Source organism: Colwellia maritima, from assembly GCF_022669015.1.
Classification (GTDB): domain Bacteria; phylum Pseudomonadota; class Gammaproteobacteria; order Enterobacterales; family Alteromonadaceae; genus Colwellia; species Colwellia maritima.
This window is the reverse complement of the sequence record NZ_JAKKSL010000003.1, coordinates 252,605-273,274: the sequence shown is the minus strand read 5'-3', so window position 1 is coordinate 273,274 and position 20,670 is coordinate 252,605. Positions and strand designations below refer to the sequence as shown.

Annotated in this window: 15 protein-coding genes and 4 pseudogenes; 12 read left to right on the top strand and 7 right to left on the bottom strand. The window is 37.5% G+C overall.

All coding sequences use genetic code 11. The features are described from left to right. Positions 1 to 194 precede the first annotated feature (194 nt). From tyrS to L3081_RS17100, 12 genes and pseudogenes are all read left to right on the top strand, one after another. A pseudogene (gene tyrS, locus L3081_RS17155) lies at positions 195 to 1,393 on the top strand (tyrosine--tRNA ligase). A 360-nt stretch (positions 1,394 to 1,753) separates the two neighbouring features. Continuing rightward, positions 1,754 to 3,924 (top strand): annotated as a pseudogene (gene nosR / locus L3081_RS17150) (transcriptional regulator NosR). A gap of 63 nt (positions 3,925 to 3,987) precedes the next feature. Then, positions 3,988 to 5,887 (top strand): annotated as a pseudogene (gene nosZ / locus L3081_RS17145) (TAT-dependent nitrous-oxide reductase). A 222-nt stretch (positions 5,888 to 6,109) separates the two neighbouring features. Next, a complete protein-coding gene (locus L3081_RS17140) occupies positions 6,110 to 7,441 on the top strand; it encodes a nitrous oxide reductase family maturation protein NosD (RefSeq protein WP_242287579.1) in 1,332 nt (443 codons plus the stop codon). A 79-nt stretch (positions 7,442 to 7,520) separates the two neighbouring features. Further along, complete coding sequence (locus L3081_RS17135; RefSeq protein WP_338027377.1) at positions 7,521 to 8,372, top strand: ABC transporter ATP-binding protein; 852 nt, start codon at positions 7,521 to 7,523, stop codon at positions 8,370 to 8,372. Continuing rightward, positions 8,369 to 9,184, top strand: a complete 816-nt coding sequence (locus tag L3081_RS17130; RefSeq protein WP_242287270.1) for an ABC transporter permease — start codon at positions 8,369 to 8,371, stop codon at positions 9,182 to 9,184. Before L3081_RS17135 ends, L3081_RS17130 begins: the two co-directional genes overlap by 4 nt. Before the next feature lie 23 nt (positions 9,185 to 9,207). Beyond that, positions 9,208 to 9,720, top strand: coding sequence for a nitrous oxide reductase accessory protein NosL (locus tag L3081_RS17125; RefSeq protein WP_242287269.1), 513 nt, complete (start codon positions 9,208 to 9,210; stop codon positions 9,718 to 9,720). Between the two features lie 123 nt (positions 9,721 to 9,843). After that, a complete protein-coding gene (locus L3081_RS17120; RefSeq protein WP_242287268.1) occupies positions 9,844 to 10,374 on the top strand; it encodes a DUF4136 domain-containing protein in 531 nt (176 codons plus the stop codon). A 202-nt stretch (positions 10,375 to 10,576) separates the two neighbouring features. Then, positions 10,577 to 10,900 carry a ribonuclease E inhibitor RraB gene (locus L3081_RS17115; RefSeq protein WP_242287267.1) on the top strand — a complete coding sequence of 108 codons (324 nt, stop codon included), beginning with the start codon at positions 10,577 to 10,579 and terminating at the stop codon, positions 10,898 to 10,900. Positions 10,901 to 11,127: 227 nt separating this feature from the next. Continuing rightward, a complete protein-coding gene (locus L3081_RS17110) occupies positions 11,128 to 11,871 on the top strand; it encodes a hypothetical protein (RefSeq protein ID WP_242287266.1) in 744 nt (247 codons plus the stop codon). After that, positions 11,811 to 12,671 carry a putative Ig domain-containing protein gene (locus tag L3081_RS17105; protein ID WP_242287265.1) on the top strand — a complete coding sequence of 287 codons (861 nt, stop codon included), beginning with the start codon at positions 11,811 to 11,813 and terminating at the stop codon, positions 12,669 to 12,671. Before L3081_RS17110 ends, L3081_RS17105 begins: the two co-directional genes overlap by 61 nt. Positions 12,672 to 13,155: 484 nt before the next feature. Continuing rightward, entirely contained in the window at positions 13,156 to 14,715 is a 1,560-nt protein-coding gene (locus L3081_RS17100; protein WP_242287264.1) for a putative Ig domain-containing protein, read from the top strand. Between the two features lie 119 nt (positions 14,716 to 14,834). On the opposite strand, the gene L3081_RS17095 is transcribed toward L3081_RS17100, so the two are convergent. The 7 genes and pseudogenes from L3081_RS17095 to L3081_RS17065 form a co-directional block, all read right to left on the bottom strand. Further along, the gene (locus tag L3081_RS17095) at positions 14,835 to 15,461 is read right to left on the bottom strand and encodes a trimeric intracellular cation channel family protein (RefSeq protein ID WP_242287263.1); all 627 of its coding nucleotides are present in this window, start codon (positions 15,459 to 15,461) and stop codon (positions 14,835 to 14,837) included. Positions 15,462 to 15,502: 41 nt separating this feature from the next. After that, a complete protein-coding gene (locus L3081_RS17090; protein WP_242287262.1) occupies positions 15,503 to 15,916 on the bottom strand; it encodes a rhodanese-like domain-containing protein in 414 nt (137 codons plus the stop codon). A 104-nt stretch (positions 15,917 to 16,020) separates the two neighbouring features. Continuing rightward, positions 16,021 to 17,004, bottom strand: a complete 984-nt coding sequence (locus tag L3081_RS17085; protein WP_242287261.1) for a cobalamin biosynthesis protein CobD/CbiB — start codon at positions 17,002 to 17,004, stop codon at positions 16,021 to 16,023. Positions 17,005 to 17,023: 19 nt separating this feature from the next. Continuing rightward, a pseudogene (gene mtnN / locus L3081_RS17080) lies at positions 17,024 to 17,738 on the bottom strand (5'-methylthioadenosine/S-adenosylhomocysteine nucleosidase). A 157-nt stretch (positions 17,739 to 17,895) separates the two neighbouring features. After that, a complete protein-coding gene (locus L3081_RS17075) occupies positions 17,896 to 18,558 on the bottom strand; it encodes a DUF2726 domain-containing protein (protein ID WP_242287260.1) in 663 nt (220 codons plus the stop codon). 225 nt (positions 18,559 to 18,783) lie between these two features. Beyond that, positions 18,784 to 19,407 carry a dUTP diphosphatase gene (locus L3081_RS17070; RefSeq protein WP_420839760.1) on the bottom strand — a complete coding sequence of 208 codons (624 nt, stop codon included), beginning with the start codon at positions 19,405 to 19,407 and terminating at the stop codon, positions 18,784 to 18,786. Between the two features lie 111 nt (positions 19,408 to 19,518). Beyond that, a complete protein-coding gene (locus L3081_RS17065) occupies positions 19,519 to 20,589 on the bottom strand; it encodes a GlxA family transcriptional regulator (protein ID WP_242287258.1) in 1,071 nt (356 codons plus the stop codon). Between the last annotated feature and the right edge of the window lie 81 nt (positions 20,590 to 20,670).

Below are 20,670 nucleotides of genomic sequence, written 5' to 3'. Positions count from 1 at the left end.
TTATAATGATAGAAATGTTGAGAACTGAAATACGATAACTGTCGTTAACATATCAGCCACTATAGCAAAGTTTTTATCAATGTTTGTATAAAAACTTTTATAAATAAGGCGTTCATTCGTTTTTCTACTTTTATGTGGTCGCTAAAATGAGTAGAATTCGCACATTGAAATAAATATCACTAATGGAACTGAAAATGACCGATGTTAGTCAAGCGTTTGCAGAATTAAAACGTGGTGCAGAAGAAATCTTAGTAGAAGAAGAATTATTAGCGAAGTTAAAAACGGGTAAACCTTTAAAAATTAAGGCCGGATTTGATCCGACAGCGCCAGATTTACATCTTGGCCATACCGTATTAATTAACAAATTGCGTCAGTTTCAGCTACAAGGTCATGAAGTTATTTTCTTAATTGGCGATTTTACTGGCATGATTGGTGATCCCACGGGTAAAAATGTAACGCGTAAGCCATTAACGAAAGAAGATGTGTTAGCTAATGCGCAGACCTATAAAGATCAAGTATTTAAAATTTTAGATCCTGCGAAAACGACTGTTGCGTTTAACTCAACTTGGATGGAAAAACTAGGTGCTGCCGGCATGTTAAAACTTGCTTCTCGCCAAACGGTTGCTCGTATGATGGAACGCGATGATTTTAAAAAACGTTATGCGAATGGGCAAGCCATTGCCATTCACGAATTTATGTACCCCTTAGTACAAGGTTGGGATTCTGTTGCACTTGAAGCCGATGTTGAGCTAGGCGGTACTGATCAAAAATTTAATTTATTGATGGGTCGTGAATTACAAAAATCAGAAGGCGGCGCCCACAAACCGTGTTGATGATGCCTTTACTTGAAGGATTGGACGGCGTACAAAAAATGTCTAAATCATTGGGTAACTATATCGGTATTACTGACAGCCCGTCAGATATGTTTGGTAAGATCATGTCGATTTCAGATGTGCTGATGTGGCGTTATTATGAGTTACTTAGCTTTAAACCCCTAGCCGAAATTGAAGCGTATAAAGCTGAAATTGAACAAGGGAAGAACCCACGGGATGTGAAAATTGATTTAGCTAAAGAGTTGATTGCCCGTTTTCATGATGAAGCATCGGCAGAAGCAGCACATCAAGAATTTATTAATCGCTTTCAAAAAGGTGCAATGCCTGATGAAATGCCAGAGCTTGACATTACGCCTGAAGATGGTGAAATTGCCATTGCTAACTTATTAAAAGATGCTGACTTGGTTGCTAGCACGTCAGATGCTTATCGCATGATCAAACAGGGCGCAGCAAAAATAGACGGTGAAAAAATTACCGATAGAAATTTGGTGGTTCTCCGTGGTAGTAATGCTGTATACCAAGTGGGCAAACGTAAATTTGCGCGAGTGACGGTTAAATAATTTTTACCTGGTCTAAAATAGGTTACCTCTTAAGTGGTAACCTATTTTGTATTAATATTGTTATAATTTTCTTGCTTCTTTTCACGTATCAATTGCAATTGCTTTACCTTGACGGCATTGCCAAATAAACCATCCTAACTATCAAAGTTACTGTTATCACACTACTAGGTTTAATTCTTTATAATACCTACCACTAAAGTGGTATATCCTTGTTGTTAAAGGGAATTTATCGATGACAATTGTTTGATCTAAATCATTACACTTCTATACTAATAAAGTAGACTGTGGCATATTGTCGCAGCGGTGCTATGCTTTATTATGATTATTATCTGCTGTTTTGTATTAAGAATAGGATGCTTGATGTTCTTCAGTCCCATTAATAAAATCTTGAATAAGATCTTAATTCTTTTAGGTCCTGTATTCTTTTTGTCTCTAGCGGTTGTCTTTCCTGCGCAGGCTTTATTTGTTAGCCCGCCTAAAGATCCAATGCCTTTAATTAAAGAGATCTTCCCCGAACAAACCAAAATTTCAGAAAAAATGGTTGCCAAAGAAGGTGCACCATTAATTTGGACTGTTTTTGGTCAAGATGAGAGTCAAAAAGAAGTTGTATTAGGCTACGCTTTTGAAACTAATGACTTAGAAAAAATCCCTGCTTACTCTGGCGAACCAGTTAACATGCTTGTGGCCATTGACACTAACGGTGTGTATTTAGGTGCTAAAGTATTAGAGCATCACGAACCTATTATTTTGGTTGGAATTCCTGAATCCAAGCTACATAAATTTGCAGATCAATATGATGGCCTAACAGTAAAAGATAGGCTAAAAGTTGGTGGAAACAAAACAGAAGGTGTTATTCATATTGACGGCTTGTCAGGTGCTACTGTTACCGTAATGGTGATGAATGTTGCTATCGTTAAATCAGCCATACAAGTCGCGCGCTCTTTAGGGATTATTAAGGCTTTGGACAAGAAGCAATTCAACCCATGGGTACTATATACCCAGATGTTTATGAAAAAGCAGATTGGTTAACAATGCTTGGTAATGGTGCTATCCGTAAGCTATATCTCAATAGAGAAACTGTTGATAAAGCCTTTGTTGGCACGGAAGCTGAGCATATAAATGAAGCTAGCCCAGAACAAAAGCAAGATATGTTTGCGGAAATTTATTTTGCACAAGTTGATATTCCTTCTATTGGACGAAACTTACTTGGTGATAGTGAATATGAATATTTAATGTCTACCCTAAAGCCTGATGAACATGCACTAATTTTAATGGGACAAGGATACTCATATAAGGGCTCTGGGTATGTTAGAGGCGGGATATTTGATCGTATTCAAGTTTTACAAAATGGTGATGCTTTTGCCTTTAGAGATTTAGATCATACTAGGATCACTGATCTGGCAATGGATAATTTGCCTGATTTTGAAGAAAAATCAATTTTTACTATTCGTGCTCATCACAACTTTAACCCAAAGATCTGACTGGCAGTTAGAATTACTTGTGCGTCGTCAAACCGGTCCTCTAGATAGTATTTTTACAAGCTTTAAGGCCGACTATCACACGTTAGATCAGTATGTAGATCGTCCTCCACTGATTTTACCTGAGCCAGAGTTGTCGTTAACACAACAAGTGTGGAAAGAAAAAAATACCGAAGTTGTTATCTTAATTATTTTATTATTCATTGTTGTAATGAGTTTATTTTTCCAAGATATTCTCGTACGTCATCCAACGTTTATGCACAATTTCCGCCACAGCTTCTTGATAATCACGGTCGTGTTTATTGGTTGGTCTTGGGGAGGACAATTATCTGTTGTAAACGTCTTTACCTTTTTGCAAGCCTTTATGTCAGACTTTTCTTGGGACTTATTCTTACTTGACCCCATTATCTTTATTTTATGGGGTGCTGCGGCGGTTACCATGATTTTATGGGGACGTGCGGTTTATTGTGGATGGTTATGTCCGTTTGGGGCGCTACAAGAATTAATCAATATTTTTGCTCGGTATATTAAAATTCCTCAGTTTGAATTGCCTTGGGCTGTACATGAGCGTTTATGGGCAATTAAATATCTAATCTTATTGGCCTTGTTTGGCTTGTCAATGGAGTCATTAGCGTTAGCTGAGCAATTTGCTGAGGTTGAACCGTTTAAAACAACATTTTTGTTGAAGTTTGATCGGGAATGGCCTTTTATTTTATATGCCTCAGCGTTACTAATTATTAATATTTTTAACCGTAAATTCTTTTGCCGTTATTTGTGTCCGCTAGGTGCTGCGTTATCAACCAGTAACAGTATTCGTTTATTTAGTGGTTACGCCGTCGTCCAGAGTGCGGTCAGCCGTGTAAAACTTGTGCCAAAGAGTGTGAAATTCAAGCAATTAATCCTGATGGTGTTATCAACATGAGAGAGTGTCACTACTGTCTAGATTGTCAGGTAACTTATTATAATGAAGAAAAATGCCCGCCACTTAAAAAAATGGCAAGAAAAAAAGCTAAGTATAAAGAAGCTGAAATTAACATTAAAGAAGTTGTGTAAGTATCATTTAAACACTAGACCAAATCTAAACCACATTTAAATATAAGAGAGTGGAGAGAAACCATGAGTAATGAAGATCAAAAAAATAACGAAGTCGCATTAGATAATGAAGACCGCCGAAAGTTTTTCGGTAAAACCGCACTTATTGGTCTTTGGGGTTGTTGCTGCACCAATGACAGCAGCAATGTTTGCATCAACCGCAAAAGCGCAAGCAAAACATGCTGCGATGAGCCCAGTTGTTCACCCTGGCGAATTAGATGAATATTATGGTTTTTGGTCAGGTGGTCATTCAGGCGAAGTACGCATTATGGGTGTACCTTCAATGCGTGAGTTAATGCGTATTCCAATGTTTAATATCGACTCTGCAACAGGTTGGGGCTTAACAAATGAAAGTAAGCACATTAGAGGTGATGGTGATCACTATCTAGCCGGTGATTCTCATCACCCACATATGTCAATGACTGATGGTAGCTACAATGGTAAATATGTATTTATCAACGATAAGGCTAATAGCCGCGTAGGTCGTATTCGTTGTGATATTATGAAAACAGACAAAATACTAACGATACCTAACGTACAAGCTGTGCATGGTTTACGTGTGCAAAAAGCACCATATACAAAATATGTTGTTTGTAATGGTGAATTTGAAATCCCGATGAATAATGATGGGAAATCGGGTATGAAAGATGTCAGCACTTACCGTTCGTTATATAATGTTATTGATGCAGAAACCATGGAAATGGCTTTCCAAGTCATGGTTGATGGTAATTTAGATAATACTGATGCTGACTTTGATGGTAAATATTTCGCTTCAACCTGTTACAACTCAGAAATGGGCATGAACTTAGGCGAAATGCTTGCCTCAGAACGTGATCATGTGGTTATCTTCAGTTTAGCGGCTTGTGAAGCTGCATTAAAAGCCGGTAAATTCAAAACCTATAATGGTAATAACGTGCCAGTATTAGATGGCCGCAAGGGTTCGGATTTAACACGTTATATTCCAGTACCTAAATCACCACATGGTTTAAACACTTCTCCCGAAGGAAAATATTTTATTGCCAATGGTAAATTATCACCAACAGTGAGCGTTATTTCTATTGCTAAATTAGATGACTTATTTGCAAATAAAATTAAGCCGCGTGATACTATTGTCGCTGAGCCTGAATTAGGTTTAGGGCCACTTCATACCTCTTTTGATGGTCGTGGTAATGCCTACACTACTTTATTCTTAGATAGCCAAGTGGTTAAATGGAATGTTGAAGATGCAATAAAAGCCTATAATGGTGAAAAGGTTAATTATGTTCGTCAAAAATTAGATGTAAATTATCAACCAGGTCATAACCATACATCGCAAGGTGAGACGAAAGACGCAGATGGTAAATGGTTAGTTGTGCTATGTAAGTTTTCTAAAGATAGATTTTTAAATGTGGGTCCATTAAAACCAGAAAATGATCAATTAATTGATATTACTGGTGATGAAATGAAGCTTGTTCATGATGGACCTACGTTTGCTGAACCACATGACTGTATTATGGTACACCGTAGTAAAGTTAAACCTAAAAAAATATGGACACGTGACGACCCATTTTTTGCTCCTACAGTAGCAATGGCAAAGAAAGATGGTGTTGACTTAATGAGTGACAATAAAGTTATTCGTGACAAAAAAGATCCTAAAAAAGTACGAGTATACATGACGTCAGTTGCGCCAACCTACGGCTTAGAATCGTTTGATGTTAATTTAGGTGATGAAGTGACCGTTGTGGTAACTAACCTAGATCAAGTCGAAGATGTAACCCATGGCTTTTGTATGACTAACCACGGTGTGCAAATGGAGATTAGCCCGCAAGCAACATCGTCTATCACTTTTATTGCGAACAAACCCGGTGTTCAATGGTATTACTGTAACTGGTTCTGTCACGCTTTACATATGGAAATGCGCGGTCGTATGTTTGTTCATGCATAAACTCAGTTTAAATTGATTTTTAAAGCTCAATACTGTGAGGTGTTGGGCTTTATTTTTGCAAAATTAAAAGTGTTTTTATGGTTATAATTAGGTAACTTTTACTTAAGATCAACAGACGCATAGTTTAAAATGTTATGCTGTTATTCCTTTAGAACTTAGTGATGAATTTCTCTTGTTACGCTTGAATAAAAAATACCCTTTACTCGTCCTTTTACTTTTTTTCTGACTAGTGTTAGTTCGCCTCTTTTTGCTGCAGAATTTTCAGTATCAACGGCTGATGATCTGCAAAAAATACTTGATGCCAGTCAAGATGGCGATATTGTGGCATTAACTGCCGGCACATACCGTGGTAACTTTGTTATTACTAAGCAAATTACGCTACGTGGTGAGACTGGTAGTATTATCGATGCTCAAGGATACGGGCATGCACTTGTTCTCAAAAATTCTTATATTACTATCGATAACCTCAATATTATCAACTGGGGTCATGATCTTACTGAGCAAACCTCAGGTATTTATTCTAATGAAAAAGTTGGCGTAAGTTCAGATAAGAAAAAAGCTGAAGGTATCGTCATTAAAAATACGACGTTATCAGGCGATGGTTTTGGTATTTGGCTTAATAATATCACCAAAGCAAAAGTGTTTAATAACAAAGTTAAAGGAAATTTAGCGTTGCGCTCTGCGGACAGAGGCAATGGTATCCAGTTATCCAATGTGACCTATAGTCATGTTTTTAATAATGAAACATATGAAACACGAGATGGTATTTATGTTATTTCTAGTCAAAATAACCTAATAGAAAACAATACAATGCATGATCTTCGTTATGGTATTCATTATATGTATTCTTATGATAATACGATTCAACATAATACAGCTTACAGTACTCGTGCGGGTTACGCCTTTATGAGCTCACGTCGTTTAATAATTACGGGCAATAAAACGACAGACAGCGAAGATTATGGCTTTTTATTCAATTTCATTACCGAGTCTACTATTAGCCATAATTACATTAAAAATGTATGGACCAAACCAGAAAACAAAGTATTAGGTCGTGATGGTAAAGGCTTGTTTGTTTACAACTCGGGTTATAACACGGTTGAACATAATATTATTGATACGGCTGAAATTGGCATTCATTTAACCGCAGGATCAGAAAACATTAAAATTTATGGTAACAACTTTATTAATAATCCAACTCAAGTAAAGTATGTTTCTAATAAAAAGCAGGAATGGAGCAAAGACGGCCAAGGCAACTATTGGAGTAATTACCTTGGTTGGGATATGGACAATAACGGTATAGGTGATGCTATTTTTGAACCGAATGATGGTATTGATAAATTAGTTTGGCAATACCCAGAAATGAAAATGATCATGGACAGCCCTGCAATTTTGATTTTACGTTGGGTACAAAAACAATTTCCCGTATTGAAGCCACCCGGTGTGAAAGATAGTTTTCCATTGATGGCTCCTTTCATCCCTAAGAAAAAATCGGATGTAACACCGGTCTTACAAATTAGCCACACAAATACAATGTCTGCGCAGGAAGAATAATTATGAACACCCCGTTAGTTTCTTTAATTGAAGGTTTGGAAAAACGTATGGTCAATTAGACGCTTTGAGTGCGATGACTATGACGTTAAATGAAGGCGAAGTACTAGGTTTGTTTGGTCATAATGGCGCAGGAAAAACCACGATGATGAAGCTGATCCTTGGGGTGATTTCACCCAGTTCAGGAAGCGTTGAAGTCATGGGCATGGCACCAGATTCAAAGGAAGCTTGGCATTGTCGTACTAAAATTGGTTACCTACCTGAAAATGTGAGTTTTTATGAACAATTAACCGGTTTGGAAGTACTGACCTATTTTGCTAAATTGAAGGGCTTTAGTAAAAAACAAGCAATAGACTTATTAGAGCAAGTTGGTATTACTCATGCGATGAAGCGGCAAGTGAAAACTTATTCAAAAGGCATGCGTCAACGTCTTGGCTTGGCACAAGCTTTTATTGGTGAGCCAAAATTATTATTACTTGATGAGCCAACCGTTGGCTTGGATCCCATTGCCACCGGCGATTTTTATCAAACTGTTGACCAACTTAAATCCAATGGTTCTAGTGTTATTTTATGTTCGCATGTGTTACCGGGCGTAGAGCAACATATTGATCGAGCCATGATTTTATCATCAGGAAAACTTTTGGCGATGGGTACGTTAAGTGAATTACGTCAACAAGCGGATTTACCCGTTATTATTAAACCCAAAGGTTCACATGATGCGGTGGCGCAAGATTCAAAATTAAGTCGTTTTTTAAGCGATACGTGTCAGAACACTTTGATGGTGCCAGAGCATGAGAAATTAGCAGTATTAAAGCAACTGCTGATGTTGGATGATCTGAATGACATACAACTTGAATCAGCTAATTTAGAAAAAGTTTACCGGCACTTCCTCTCACAACATGAGCAACAACAAACAAGAGGGCAAAGCCAATGAAACAAATTTTCACTGTTGCTAATAAAGAGTTTCATGATGGTTTACGTAACCGGTTAGTGTCCATCACCCTGATTTTTGCGTTGCTATCTATTGGTCTAACCTATTTTGGTGCTGCAGCATCAGGTGCTGTAGGAGTTACATCATTATCAACTACTGTGGCAAGCTTGGCTAGTCTAGCTGTTTTTTTGATTCCCCTTATTGCGTTATTACTTAGTTATGACAGTTTTGTAGGGGAACAAGAAAGCGGTACCTTATTATTATTGTTGACGTACCCGTTGAGTAAAAGCCAATTATTGTTAGGCAAGTTTATAGGGCAGGGCGGGATTATCGCACTGGCAACATTACTAGGATTTGGTGCATCGGCTGTCGTTTTATACGTGCAAATGGGGGATGCAACTATCCTAAGTACCTTTGGTTTGTTTATTGTCAGTGCTATTTTATTAGGGTTAAGTTTCACCGCTATTGCTTATTTAATTAGTCTGTCGGTCAGTGAAAAATCCAAAGCAGCCGGGTTTGCATTAATAACATGGTTCTTATTTGCCTTGGCGTTTGACCTAGCTTTACTAGCTTTACTGGTAGGCGTTGAAGAAGGCGTTACTCAGCAAGGACTAACGCAATTAATGATGCTAAATCCTACCGATATATTTCGCCTTGTTAACTTTGCAGGACTAGACAGTAGTGATGTAAATGGTGCTTTGTCAGTTGCTATTAATGCAAGCCTATCACAAATGCAGTTATTTTCTGCGTTAGTTGCTTGGGTCATTCTGCCACTTATGTTGGCTATTTTTATTTTTAAGAAAAAGAAACTTTAACTAATCTATCGAGAATATTTACCATGAAAATTTTTAAAATATTAACTTTGGTTTGCACCCTTGCTATTGCTACTACGTCGTTAATTTCTTGCTCTGATAAGTCAGAGAAAACCCAAATGGTACATCAAGCTGTCGCCATGGAGTCAAGCGATGAATGTCATTTATGTGGCATGCTGATTACCCGTTTTGATGGACCTAAAGGTGAACTTTTTAGAAAAGAGCAGGGCGATAAAGTTTTCAAATTTTGCTCAACGCGCGATATGTTCAGTTATTATTTAGATCCAGAAAATAAGCGTAACGTTAGCCAAATGTTAGTGCATGACATGAGCAAAATGCCCTGGGGCAGTGACAGCATTGACGATAAATATTTTATTGATGCTAAAACAGCTTGGTACGTAACCGGCTCAGAAAAAACCGGCGCTATGGGGCAAACCTTAGCAAGCTTTAGTCAACAAAACGATGCGAAAGCGTTCGCCAAAGAGTTTGGTGGAATAGTAGTTAGCTTTAAAGATATTAGCTTTGATACATTACAGTAAGCGTGGCATGGTTGTTTTCTTTGTTTTTTGTGTCATGGCTTTATAGTTACTAAAGAACTTGTTAGGCTAAGGTAAGTTCTTTTATTTGATAGCTTTTTATTTACCATGTTGAAAATAATTATTATGTTTGCACTCTTTACGCTGCTTGGTGCTTGTGCAAGTAATCAAAAAGCGGGCGTGGTTTACCATGATAATTTTGATTTTTCAGGTGTAAAAAGCTATAGCCTCTATGATCGAAATTCTACATTTACTGAGACTCAAAACCTGTTAGATACTCGTCGTAATGCCATTGAAATTGCTATAGAACGTACAATGGCAAATAAAAAGTTTAGCTATCAATCGCTCGATAATGCAGATGTTATCGTAACTTATCATGTGTTTAACGGTAAAAAGAATGAATATGCTAACTATAATAAATCAGTACGTTTTTGCTCTAGTTGTTTACGGGCTACAACGTGGAAAACGGACCAAAAATATGCAACGGTCAACCGAGGAAGCTTAGTGGTTGACTTGGTTGATCCTAAACAAAATCGCTCTGTATGGCGTAGTGTTTATCCGTTGGGTTTAAAAGCCAAGGAAAATAGTGCCGATACTAATGACAGAATTAAACAAGCCATTTCAACCATGTTAGCCGAATATCCTCAAGAAGATTAACCGTTTAGTGACGTAAATATTCACTCTTTCAACCTCAACTTGGTTTGAAAAAATTTTCACTATAGAAAGATTTGTTAAGCCGAGCTGAGTTTGTTTTAGACTAAATTTTTCAAAAAACTATTCAAGTGGATAACCGCTGTTTATAATGCTGTTATTCGTTCATATCGTTCGTCTCAATGTTTAAAAAAAGTAGAGTGAAATCATGAATTTTCCCAACGACGAAACAGGTCAAGTATTAGCAGAAATGCACCAAGTCGGTATAGATCTCAGTGTGACACATAAAGTGGTTTTTTTTCATTTATTTGAAAAAGAAGCACAAGCGCAAGCAATGGCAGATTTTATTAACGAAAACATGGAAGAAGTCAGTGTAAGAGTGCATCCTGATGAAAGTCCCAATGTTTGGGACGTAGACTGTACCATGTCAATTGTGCCAAGTTATGACATGGTCAGTAAACAAGAAGCTGATTTTGAACAACTTGCGACTAAATTTTCTGGCTACAATGACGGTTGGGGAATAGAAGCGTAATAGATATATCATGCAGGTTGTTTAATATAGGCTCAAAGCCGATGACCAACTAAGAACTTATTCGCAGGAGCAACAAAAATAGTAAGTGAAATGGTTGAAAAATAGAAGGGTTACCTAGTGCGTTTTATCACTTTCATCTAATGAATTAATTAGGTAATATATATAAGAAGTTTTATAATAATCAGGCTACTACGCGTGTCTCTAATCAAAAAAGGTTAATGGAATATATGAATAATAAACTTATGAGAGGCATGGTTCATAGTGCTTTGGCATTATCTATGGCATTTGTGTCACACTCTTCTTGGGCGGTACCGCTAAATACAGCCCCCACTGATATTGAATTTGGTATACCTGTTGTTATTGAGCCAGGTAATGATTTAATTGAGGTAAATGGCCCTGGTGATTTTGGCACTGAGTTTGTTGCTGTAAATGATTGGTATACCCACAATATTGATGTTTCTAGTGTGTTTGCTAATGGTTTCAACTTGTACGGAACGAATTATAATGCGGCAACTCAATTTAAAATGAATCAGCATGGTAATGTTTCTTTTGAAACGGTAGAAGGTCTGTTATTAGTGCATCCTGATAGCACTCAGGTAGGGCAAGATTTATGGGCTAGAATCGCCCCTGTTTTTGCCGTGCATACAAGTATTGCATGTTATTTTACTCGAGCTTGTAACCCTGGCGTTTTGTCTGCCGGTGGGAATTCAACGGGCAGTAATAAAGTTTATTATCATCTGGATCCAGTGAAGAACGTAGTTACGTTAACCTATGATGACAGAATTACTTATTCATCAGATTTCGGTTGGCCTGCGCATCCTACCGATACTACGCCTTTTGCGGGTCAAATGCGTTTTCATGATATTGGTAACGGTAACTTTGTTGTTGAGTACCGTTATGAAAATACCGGTTGGACAACCGGCTTATTAGTCGGCCGAGTAATGATGATAATACCAATTATGTATCGTTAGACAAAAATACAAATTACTCAACTAGCAGTAATATTAATCATCCGGGTGTTTTTGCTTGGATGTTTGTTGATGGGCAGTATATCCCTGTTTATAACAGTAACAAACTATTAGAAGCGTCTGAAAATGGCACGAAAGTTAGCCCTTTAACTACAATTGATGCGGATAATAATGACTCCTTTACTTATAGTTTGCTTGACGATGCCGATGGGCGCTTTGCGTTAGTGGTTGAAAGTGGTATTACTTATGTTGTAGTTGCCGATGGCGGTAATCGTTTAGATTTTGATAAGAATGCAACGCATGATATTCGAGTGAAAGTAACCGACAGTGCAGACAATACCTTTGAAAAAACATTGACTATTAATTTAGTTGAAAGACCAACCTTTGAGATGTCATCTGATATTCGAGTACCTGTTGATACCGCAATGGATATCACCATTAAAACCAATGTTGACCAAGGTAGTGGTATTCCAACAATTACAGCAACAGGTTTACCTGATTGGATGAATTTCTCCGACAATGGTGATGGTACCGTGACCTTATCTGGCTTCCCGTCATTTGAGTTAACATTCCGTGTAACATTGACAGTAACCGACGGATTTGGCACTGAAACTGTGCGTACATTTAATATTACAGTGACACCAGAGCCTGTTGCACCAGAGATTTCTAGTGTTGGTGGTACGCCTCCGACAACAACCACAGTAGAAGTTACCGTAGAAGGTGAAGACGGAGATGCAGCAAGTTTTGGTTGGATGCTTATGTTATTAGCGGGTGGCTTAGTTGCACGCCGTAAGATGAAATAAACATATTATAAAAAATAGTTTTATCAATTGAATTAAAGGCTAACGAAAGTTAGCCTTTTTTTGGTTTAAATATTGAGTGAAAGGCTCTAATACCAATCTCGGTAACTATGCGATCATCTCTACTTGCTAAAATCACCAATTACATCGTTATTTATTTAATAATTAGAACAACTAGTTATTGAAATAAATGCCTTGTATTTGGCAATTTTTTCTACGTATAAAATAGATCACTTAATTAATGAAACTGGTATAAATTTCGCTAATGCTTTACTTGTCGAGCACTTATTGAAAAGGCAATTGTTGAGCGCTGATTGCCCACTTATTCATTATATTCATTATTTATTTATCTGTCCTTATAAGAAATAGTTGAGTTTCCGTTTACAACTTTCAACCATTGAATTAATCAGGTAGTATGTCCTCAATAAACTTTATATCAATCAGACTGCTACGCGTGTCTCTAATCAAAAAAAGGTTAATGGAATATATGTATAATAAACTTATGAGAGGCATGGTTCATAGTGCTTTGGCATTATCTATGGCATTTGTGTCACACTCTTCTTGGGCGGTACCGCTAAATACAGCCCCCACTGATATTGAATTTGGTATACCTGTTGTTATTGAGCCAGGTAATGATTTAATTGAGGTAAATGGCCCTGGTGATTTTGGCACTGAGTTTGTTGCTGTAACTAATTGGCAGACCCAAGATATTGATGTTTCTAGTGTGTTTGCCAATGGTTTTAACCTGTACGGAACGAATTATAATGCGGCAACTCAATTTAAAATGAATCAGCATGGTAATGTCATTTTTGAAACGGTACAAACGGGGTTATTTGATTGGTTATTAGTGGATTCTGACTCTTCTACACAGGTAGGGCAAGATTTATGGAGTAGAACGGGCCCTGTTTTTGCCGTGCATACAAGTATTGCATGTAATTTCACTAAAACTTGTAACCCTGGCGTTTTGTCTGTTGGTGGAAATTCAACGGGCAGTAATAAAGTTTATTATCATCTGGATCCAGTGAAGAACGTAGTTACGTTAACCTATGATGACAGAATTACTAAATCATCAGATTACGGTTGGCCTGCGCATCCTACCGATACTACGCCTTTTGCGGGTCAAATGCGTTTTCATGATATTGGTAACGGTAACTTTGTTGTTGAGTACCGTTATGAAAATACCGGTTGGACAACCGGCTTATTAGGCGGCCGGAGTAATGATGATAATACCAATTATGTATCGTTAGACAAAAATACAAATTACTCAACTAGCAGTAATATTAATCATCCGGGTGTTTTTGCTTGGATGTTTGTTGATGGGCAGTATATCCCTGTTTATAACAGTAACAAACTATTAGAAGCGTCTGAAAATGGCACGAAAGTTAGCCCTTTAACTACAATTGATGCGGATAATAATGACTCCTTTACTTATAGTTTGCTTGACGATGCCGATGGGCGCTTTGCGTTAGTGGTTGAAAGTGGTATTACTTATGTTGTAGTTGCCGATGGCGGTAATCGTTTAGATTTTGATAAGAATGCAACGCATGATATTCGAGTGAAAGTAACCGACAGTGCAGACAATACCTTTGAAAAAACATTGACTATTAATTTAGTTGAAAGACCAACCTTTGAGATGTCATCTGATATTCGAGTACCTGTTGATACCGCAATGGATATCACCATTAAAACCAATGTTGACCAAGGTAGTGGTATTCCAACAATTACAGCAACAGGTTTACCTGATTGGATGAATTTCTCCGACAATGGTGATGGTACCGTGACCTTATCTGGCTTCCCGTCATTTGAGTTAACATTCCGTGTAACATTGACAGTAACCGACGGATTTGGCACTGAAACTGTGCGTACATTTAATATTACAGTGACACCAGAGCCTGTTGCACCAGAGATTTCTAGTGTTGGTGGTACGCCTCCGACAACAACCACAGTAGAAGTTACCGTAGAAGGTGAAGACGGAGATGCAGCAAGTTTTGGTTGGATGCTTATGCTATTAGCGGGTGGCTTAGTTGCACGCCGTAAGATGAAATAAACATATTATAAAAAATAGTTTTATCAATTGAATTAAAGGCTAACGAAAGTTAGCTTTTTTTGTCCGACTTGCGACTAAATTTTCTGGCTACAATGACGGTTGGGGAATAGAAGCGTAAATTATTTATCTTCTTTGTCAATTATATCAAAAGCAGGCAGCGAAACACGCCAGTAAATTGCTGCCAATCTAACGAGTAAAGCACCTGAAATAGCGGCAATCGTTGCTTCATTTTCAGACCAACCCAATAAATGAAACGCTACAAATAAACTGCCGCCTAGCATGGCTGCTAACGCATATATTTCTTTACTTAAGATCATCGGAATAACATTGCATAAAACATCACGAATCATACCACCGACAACACCGGTAATAGTGCCCATAACAATGGCTACTGGGTAAGCAGCACCAAGCATAATTGACTTTTGCGTTCCTAAAACGGCAAAAAGCGCTAAGCCTAAAGCATCAGCAACAAGTAAAAAGCGTTTGGGAATACGCTTAGGTTGACGTATTAAAATAATAGTTAAGAGTGCGGTGGTTAGGATAACGTATAGATAATACGGTTTAACAACCCAAAATACAGGGGCTTGTAAAATGGTGTCACGAATAGTGCCACCACCAACGGCAGTAACGCAAGCGAGAACGACAACACCAAAGGGATCGAGCTTATATCTACCGACCATTAATGCGCCAGAAAGAGCAAACACGATAATACCAAAAATATCTAAGTAGTATAAAAGCTCTGTCATGTGTTTATTGGCGCATTATTATCAGTAAATATGGATTCATATTAAGGTTGTTGACTTACAACGGGTAATTTTGCTTCAAGCCGACCATTCATGTCGCCAGTTAAATGTTGAAGTTTGGTAAAACCATTTGCGTTAAGAATGTCTTGAGCGATAGCCGCACGTTTACCTGAGCGACAATATACAACTACATTGCTATTTTTGTATTGTGCTAATTGAGGGAGGTTAGCTTCTATAGCATTATGGCTAATGTTAATGGCGCCAAGAATGTGGCCTTCGTTATACTCTGCCGGAGTACGCACATCTAATAGTACAATGTTGTTACTGGGCATTTTAACAGCAGATAAAAATGCCTGTTGCGAAATTTCAGGGATATCACTGGCAAATACGGTAGAGATAAAAAGACTGGTGGCCAACGCAATACTTTTAATAATGTTCAGGTGAGTAATGTTAATCATAGTGGTTCCTAATAGTGTGTTGAATTTGTGACGTATTCATTAAATTTAACCGTGCCTTGCGTCTACTTTACGCTATATTTAGCCGCGTTTATATTAACCCGCAACTAACTATTAGCAGCAATAAATTCTATCGCCGCTGCAAGTGAGATCATAAAAAACAAACTGATATAAATAATACCATGTATTATTTTATGCGCACGAATAATATCATTGGTTTGGGGTTGTCTTGCCAAATCGTTAAAGCTAATTTTTCTTAGCTTTTCTTTAGGGTGCTGCAGATCATTGTACATAGCGACCCCGCCTAGCTTTATAGCTAAATTCAGTGCTAATAAGCTTAAGGCAATACTATTATGGAGTTTAAAAAAGTAGGGTCGACTTAAGCGCCAAATAAGCGTCGCATTTTTACCTATACTCATTAGCAACAACAATAATGAGAATATTCTAACGGGTAACCATTGAATTAGATTTACGAGATGTTTACTGTATAGCCCAAAATGTCGGTATTTAATTAGTTTACTATTCCAACAATAATGCATCTCTATTAATAGTCGAAAGCAAATGGCACTTAAAGGGCCTACAAGCATAAATATTAAAGCTACTGTATATCCATGTTGCAAGGTTCGCAATAGCTGCATTTCAATGGTTGCTTTACTTAAACCTACACTAGATAAAGGTTCTGTTTCCCTTAGTACCCAAGGTTTAAGAGTTTGTTTTGCTAAATGATTTTGTTTAGTGGTTAATGCTTGCACTATAATGTTACTTGTTTGTTTAATACCAAACGAGCCCAAGGCTACATACAGTAATAATGCTTGCCATAAAAAATTAACTTCTACTAAAATTTCAAACATCCATAGGATAATGGCAATAGGTACTAGTGTGATGACAATAGCAACTAAGCCCGCGATTGCTCGCTGTTTGGGACTATTCTGAGATTTATTAACTTTATTACTTAGTTTGTCACAATAAAACTGAAAAGCACGTAACGGTTCATGAATAATAAAATGACTAACAAGCGCTTTAACTAAAATTACAGTCAGCAATATTAAGAGTTGGTAGCTAAAAGGAGAAAGCGCGGTAAAGTCAGTCATGTGTGTTTATTATCAAAACCTATTTGTTAAGCGTTTGGTCTTTAAGTGCATTAAGCATGTTGACAACTAATTGTGAAGAATTAACCGAGGCGGTTTCTAAGTACTCATCGAAAGAGGTTGGAGACTCTTTTCCTGCAATATCTGATAATGAACGAATAATAACAAAAGGTACGTTTAATTGATGACAGGTTTGCGCAATAGCGGCTCCTTCCATTTCAACTGCTGCCATGGTGGGGAAATTGGCGCGTGCCTTGGCAATATCGTCGTCTTTAGTCATAAAAGTGTCACCAGTGGTAATTAAACCAAGCATTGCCTGAATGTCGCTAAGTGCTTCAATGCCTTTTGTCGCTGCTGTTATTAGTGTTTCGTGTGGTGTATAAGCGGCAGGATTTGCGGGTAATTGACCTATTTCATAGCCAAAGGCTGTTACATCAACATCGTGATAACGAACTTCAGAGCTAACTACAATATCGCCAACTTTCAGTGTGGCATCAAAGCCACCAAAGAGAGCCAGTATTAACAATATAATCTGGCTTAAATCTATCAATAAGTATTGCGGTTGCGAGTGCTGCCGCAACTTTACCAATACCTGATTGCACAATAACAACGTCATTGTTGTCTATCTTACCTTGATGGAAAATGTAACCTGCGTGGCTGCTAGTTTCACAATGTGATAATTTATCCTTTAAAATGGCAACTTCAGGCTCCATTGCGCCAATAATACCTGCTTTCATGAGTGTCTCTTTAACGTTTCAATTAGCTAAAGATTATAACTTGGCTAGTAGAAAAAAGTTAGTCAATATTCAGGCAAAAAATTAAGGCAAAAATTTTGCCTTACAACTATTCACGAAAATTTGCTATGTTTTGCTATGTATTAGCGCTATAAACCCATTAATGTGGAAGTGCAGCAACATTTTGTTCTGACATTTTTCCAGGTAAGCGGCCAGACATTTGTGAAGAAAGTTCGGCCTTCGCCGCAACGGAACTTAACACGCCTGTATTTTTTGAACGTGCTCTGATCATCGGGGCGGGAATAATTTTACCCTTAACTTGAGGTACGGGAGCTTTATTACCTAATAAACGTGAATTTATACATGCCCGAATTTCATCTAAAGTGTAATTGGCTTTAACTTTTATGCGTAAGTGGGGTACTGAAGCGGCTTCGAGTGCGCCACTGACAAACCAATCTTTTTTTACTTTGTAACCACGACCTTGCGTGTCAACTAAATCGACCACGCCTAATAATTTCATTGTGCTACGTTCACAAATAACAAAGTCTAAGTATTTTCCTTCAGCATTTGCTGCAGCACTTTGACTTGCACGGTTAGAAACGCCTTGTCGTATAGTAACTATGTCAGACAGTTTCACACGGTTGATAATACGATATTTTTGTCCCATCGCTTGTTCTAATAAATTTAAAAAGTTTTTTTCTGCGGGTGTAAAAACAGCGGCTTTAGAGTCAAAAGGAAAGGGAAAACTGTTGTCATTTAAGCGACTTGCTAAGACACCAACAATAACAATTAGGCTGATTAAAGCAAATAAAATAATTTCCATAACATCTCCAACAATTCAAATTCTTGACGCTTTATTGCTAACAATAAATAAAACGAGTACTTAATATTGATTAAGCAGAATTTGTGCCAAAGAAATTAGTTTAGATATTTTAGTTTTAATACTTAGGTTAGTGCACTATATATAGCAAGCTATAGTAAGTGTTTTCTTTGAGACGCTATGCTTTGTATTGAGCGGTATAAAGTTAAATACCGCTATTGCTATAGGTTAGGCGCTTGGATATTTAGCCTCAAGTGCGGCATACAGTTGTTGCTGAAAATCATCGGCGCCTGTATCGAGTGTTTTCACTAAATTTGCTAATACTTCGTTGTCTTCTTCTCCATGCCAAATTTTGATATAACTACCTTCTTTATAGCCATGATCTTGACGGAAAAAGTTTAAGGTGTTTTTACCAACGTATTGACGAAATAATTCATCTAAATCCATATTCATTAATGACATACAGTCAGCTAATGCCTTAGCATCAAAAGATTTCTTGGTGACTGCGGCAGAGGCTAGATTTTCTAAGGCAATCTTAAAATCATTTTCTCCCGTGCCCTGATGTAACTCTTTAGCTAACTTGCTAGAAATATAATCGACACTATCGCCTGTCATTAAGCGTAAACTCAAACCAAAGTGAAAAATATCTACTAACTCAAGCTGTACTTGAGCAATATCAATTTCTTGATGTTTCCACCATTTCCGACCATGGTGGTCTAGCATTTCAGCACATTCAACCCAAATAGCGCGATACCACTCGTAACCATTACTACGCCAAGATTCGCTTACACGCGAGTTCATTGCATCTTGCATGGTTAGCATTTGATTGATTTGCTTCTGTGCTACTGACAGGGCGGTGGATAGTTTTTCACTCATGTTAATCTCTGATAATTTAATTTAGTCGGGGTTATTTTGCCTAACCTAAACTACTCTGACAAGTATTAGCTGAAGTTTTGCTGATATTTACTTTTGACTAAATAATTTTTTACGTACCATTGCTCGGTAATCTTTAGGTGTTAAGGAAAGATTTTTCTTGAATAAACGAGTGAAGTGCCCCTGATCTTGATAACCCACTTGGTAGGCTATTTCTTGTATAGATAAATTACTTGAGGCCAATAACTCTTTCGCGGTTTCTATGCGAAGTTGCTGCCAATATTCGGTTGCACGAATGCCTGTCGCTTTTTTAAAACGGCGTGTAAATGATCGGCGGCTTAAATCAAATTGTTTCGCTACCTCTAACAAGCTGATATTACTACTTAAATTTGTGTGTAACCAAAACTGAATTTGTGCAATTAATTCATCAGCATGCCTGTCGACAGCCCCTTCTAAATAACGTTGTTCTTCGTAAGGTTTTCTTATTTCGTGGGAAAAGTTTCGTTCAACATTTTGTGCAGCAGCTTGACCATAGGTTTGGCCAATAAGATGAACAATTATATCAGCTAAAGCATTTAAACTTGCTGCACAATAAATGCGTTCGGATTGGGTAATGAAAAAATCAGGTTTGATCTCAACTTTGGGATAATCACGTTTAAATTGTTCAACATAGTGCCAATGGGTGGTGGCACTGTGGTCATCAAGTAAACCAGATTCGGCCAGAAAGCAAACCCCCGTACCTACAGCAAGTAAAGTAGAGCCTTGCTGCCAACAATAGTTTAGCCAAGATATGAGTTTTTTGTGTTGTTTTAATATAGGTCTAGGGTTTCGCCACAAGCTAGGAACCAAAATAATGTCGGGTCTGTATATTTCATTGTTCGTGTTGCTTTCTATATTTGAGTTGTTTTTAAATGTCACCTTTTCTAAGGTAATGTCCGGTAAAAGCTGAATACCAAGACGTGAGGTGACTGCGGTACTTTCTTGACTAATTAATTGCGTTGATAATTTTGGCGCTGATTTATCATACCGACGACCAAAAGCTTCACCTGCTAATAACATCTCTAGTGGTAAAGTTAAGCCTGTGGCTAATATCTGTTGATAGATCACTAAACCCACGTTTAATTGATTTGTCTCTATACTGTTTTTTTCATCTATTGACATATATTTTGTTGTATTTATATTTTGTGGCCATTATTGCATATTTTTTGGCTGTAATTGCTTATTATTTTATTTTTCTTAACG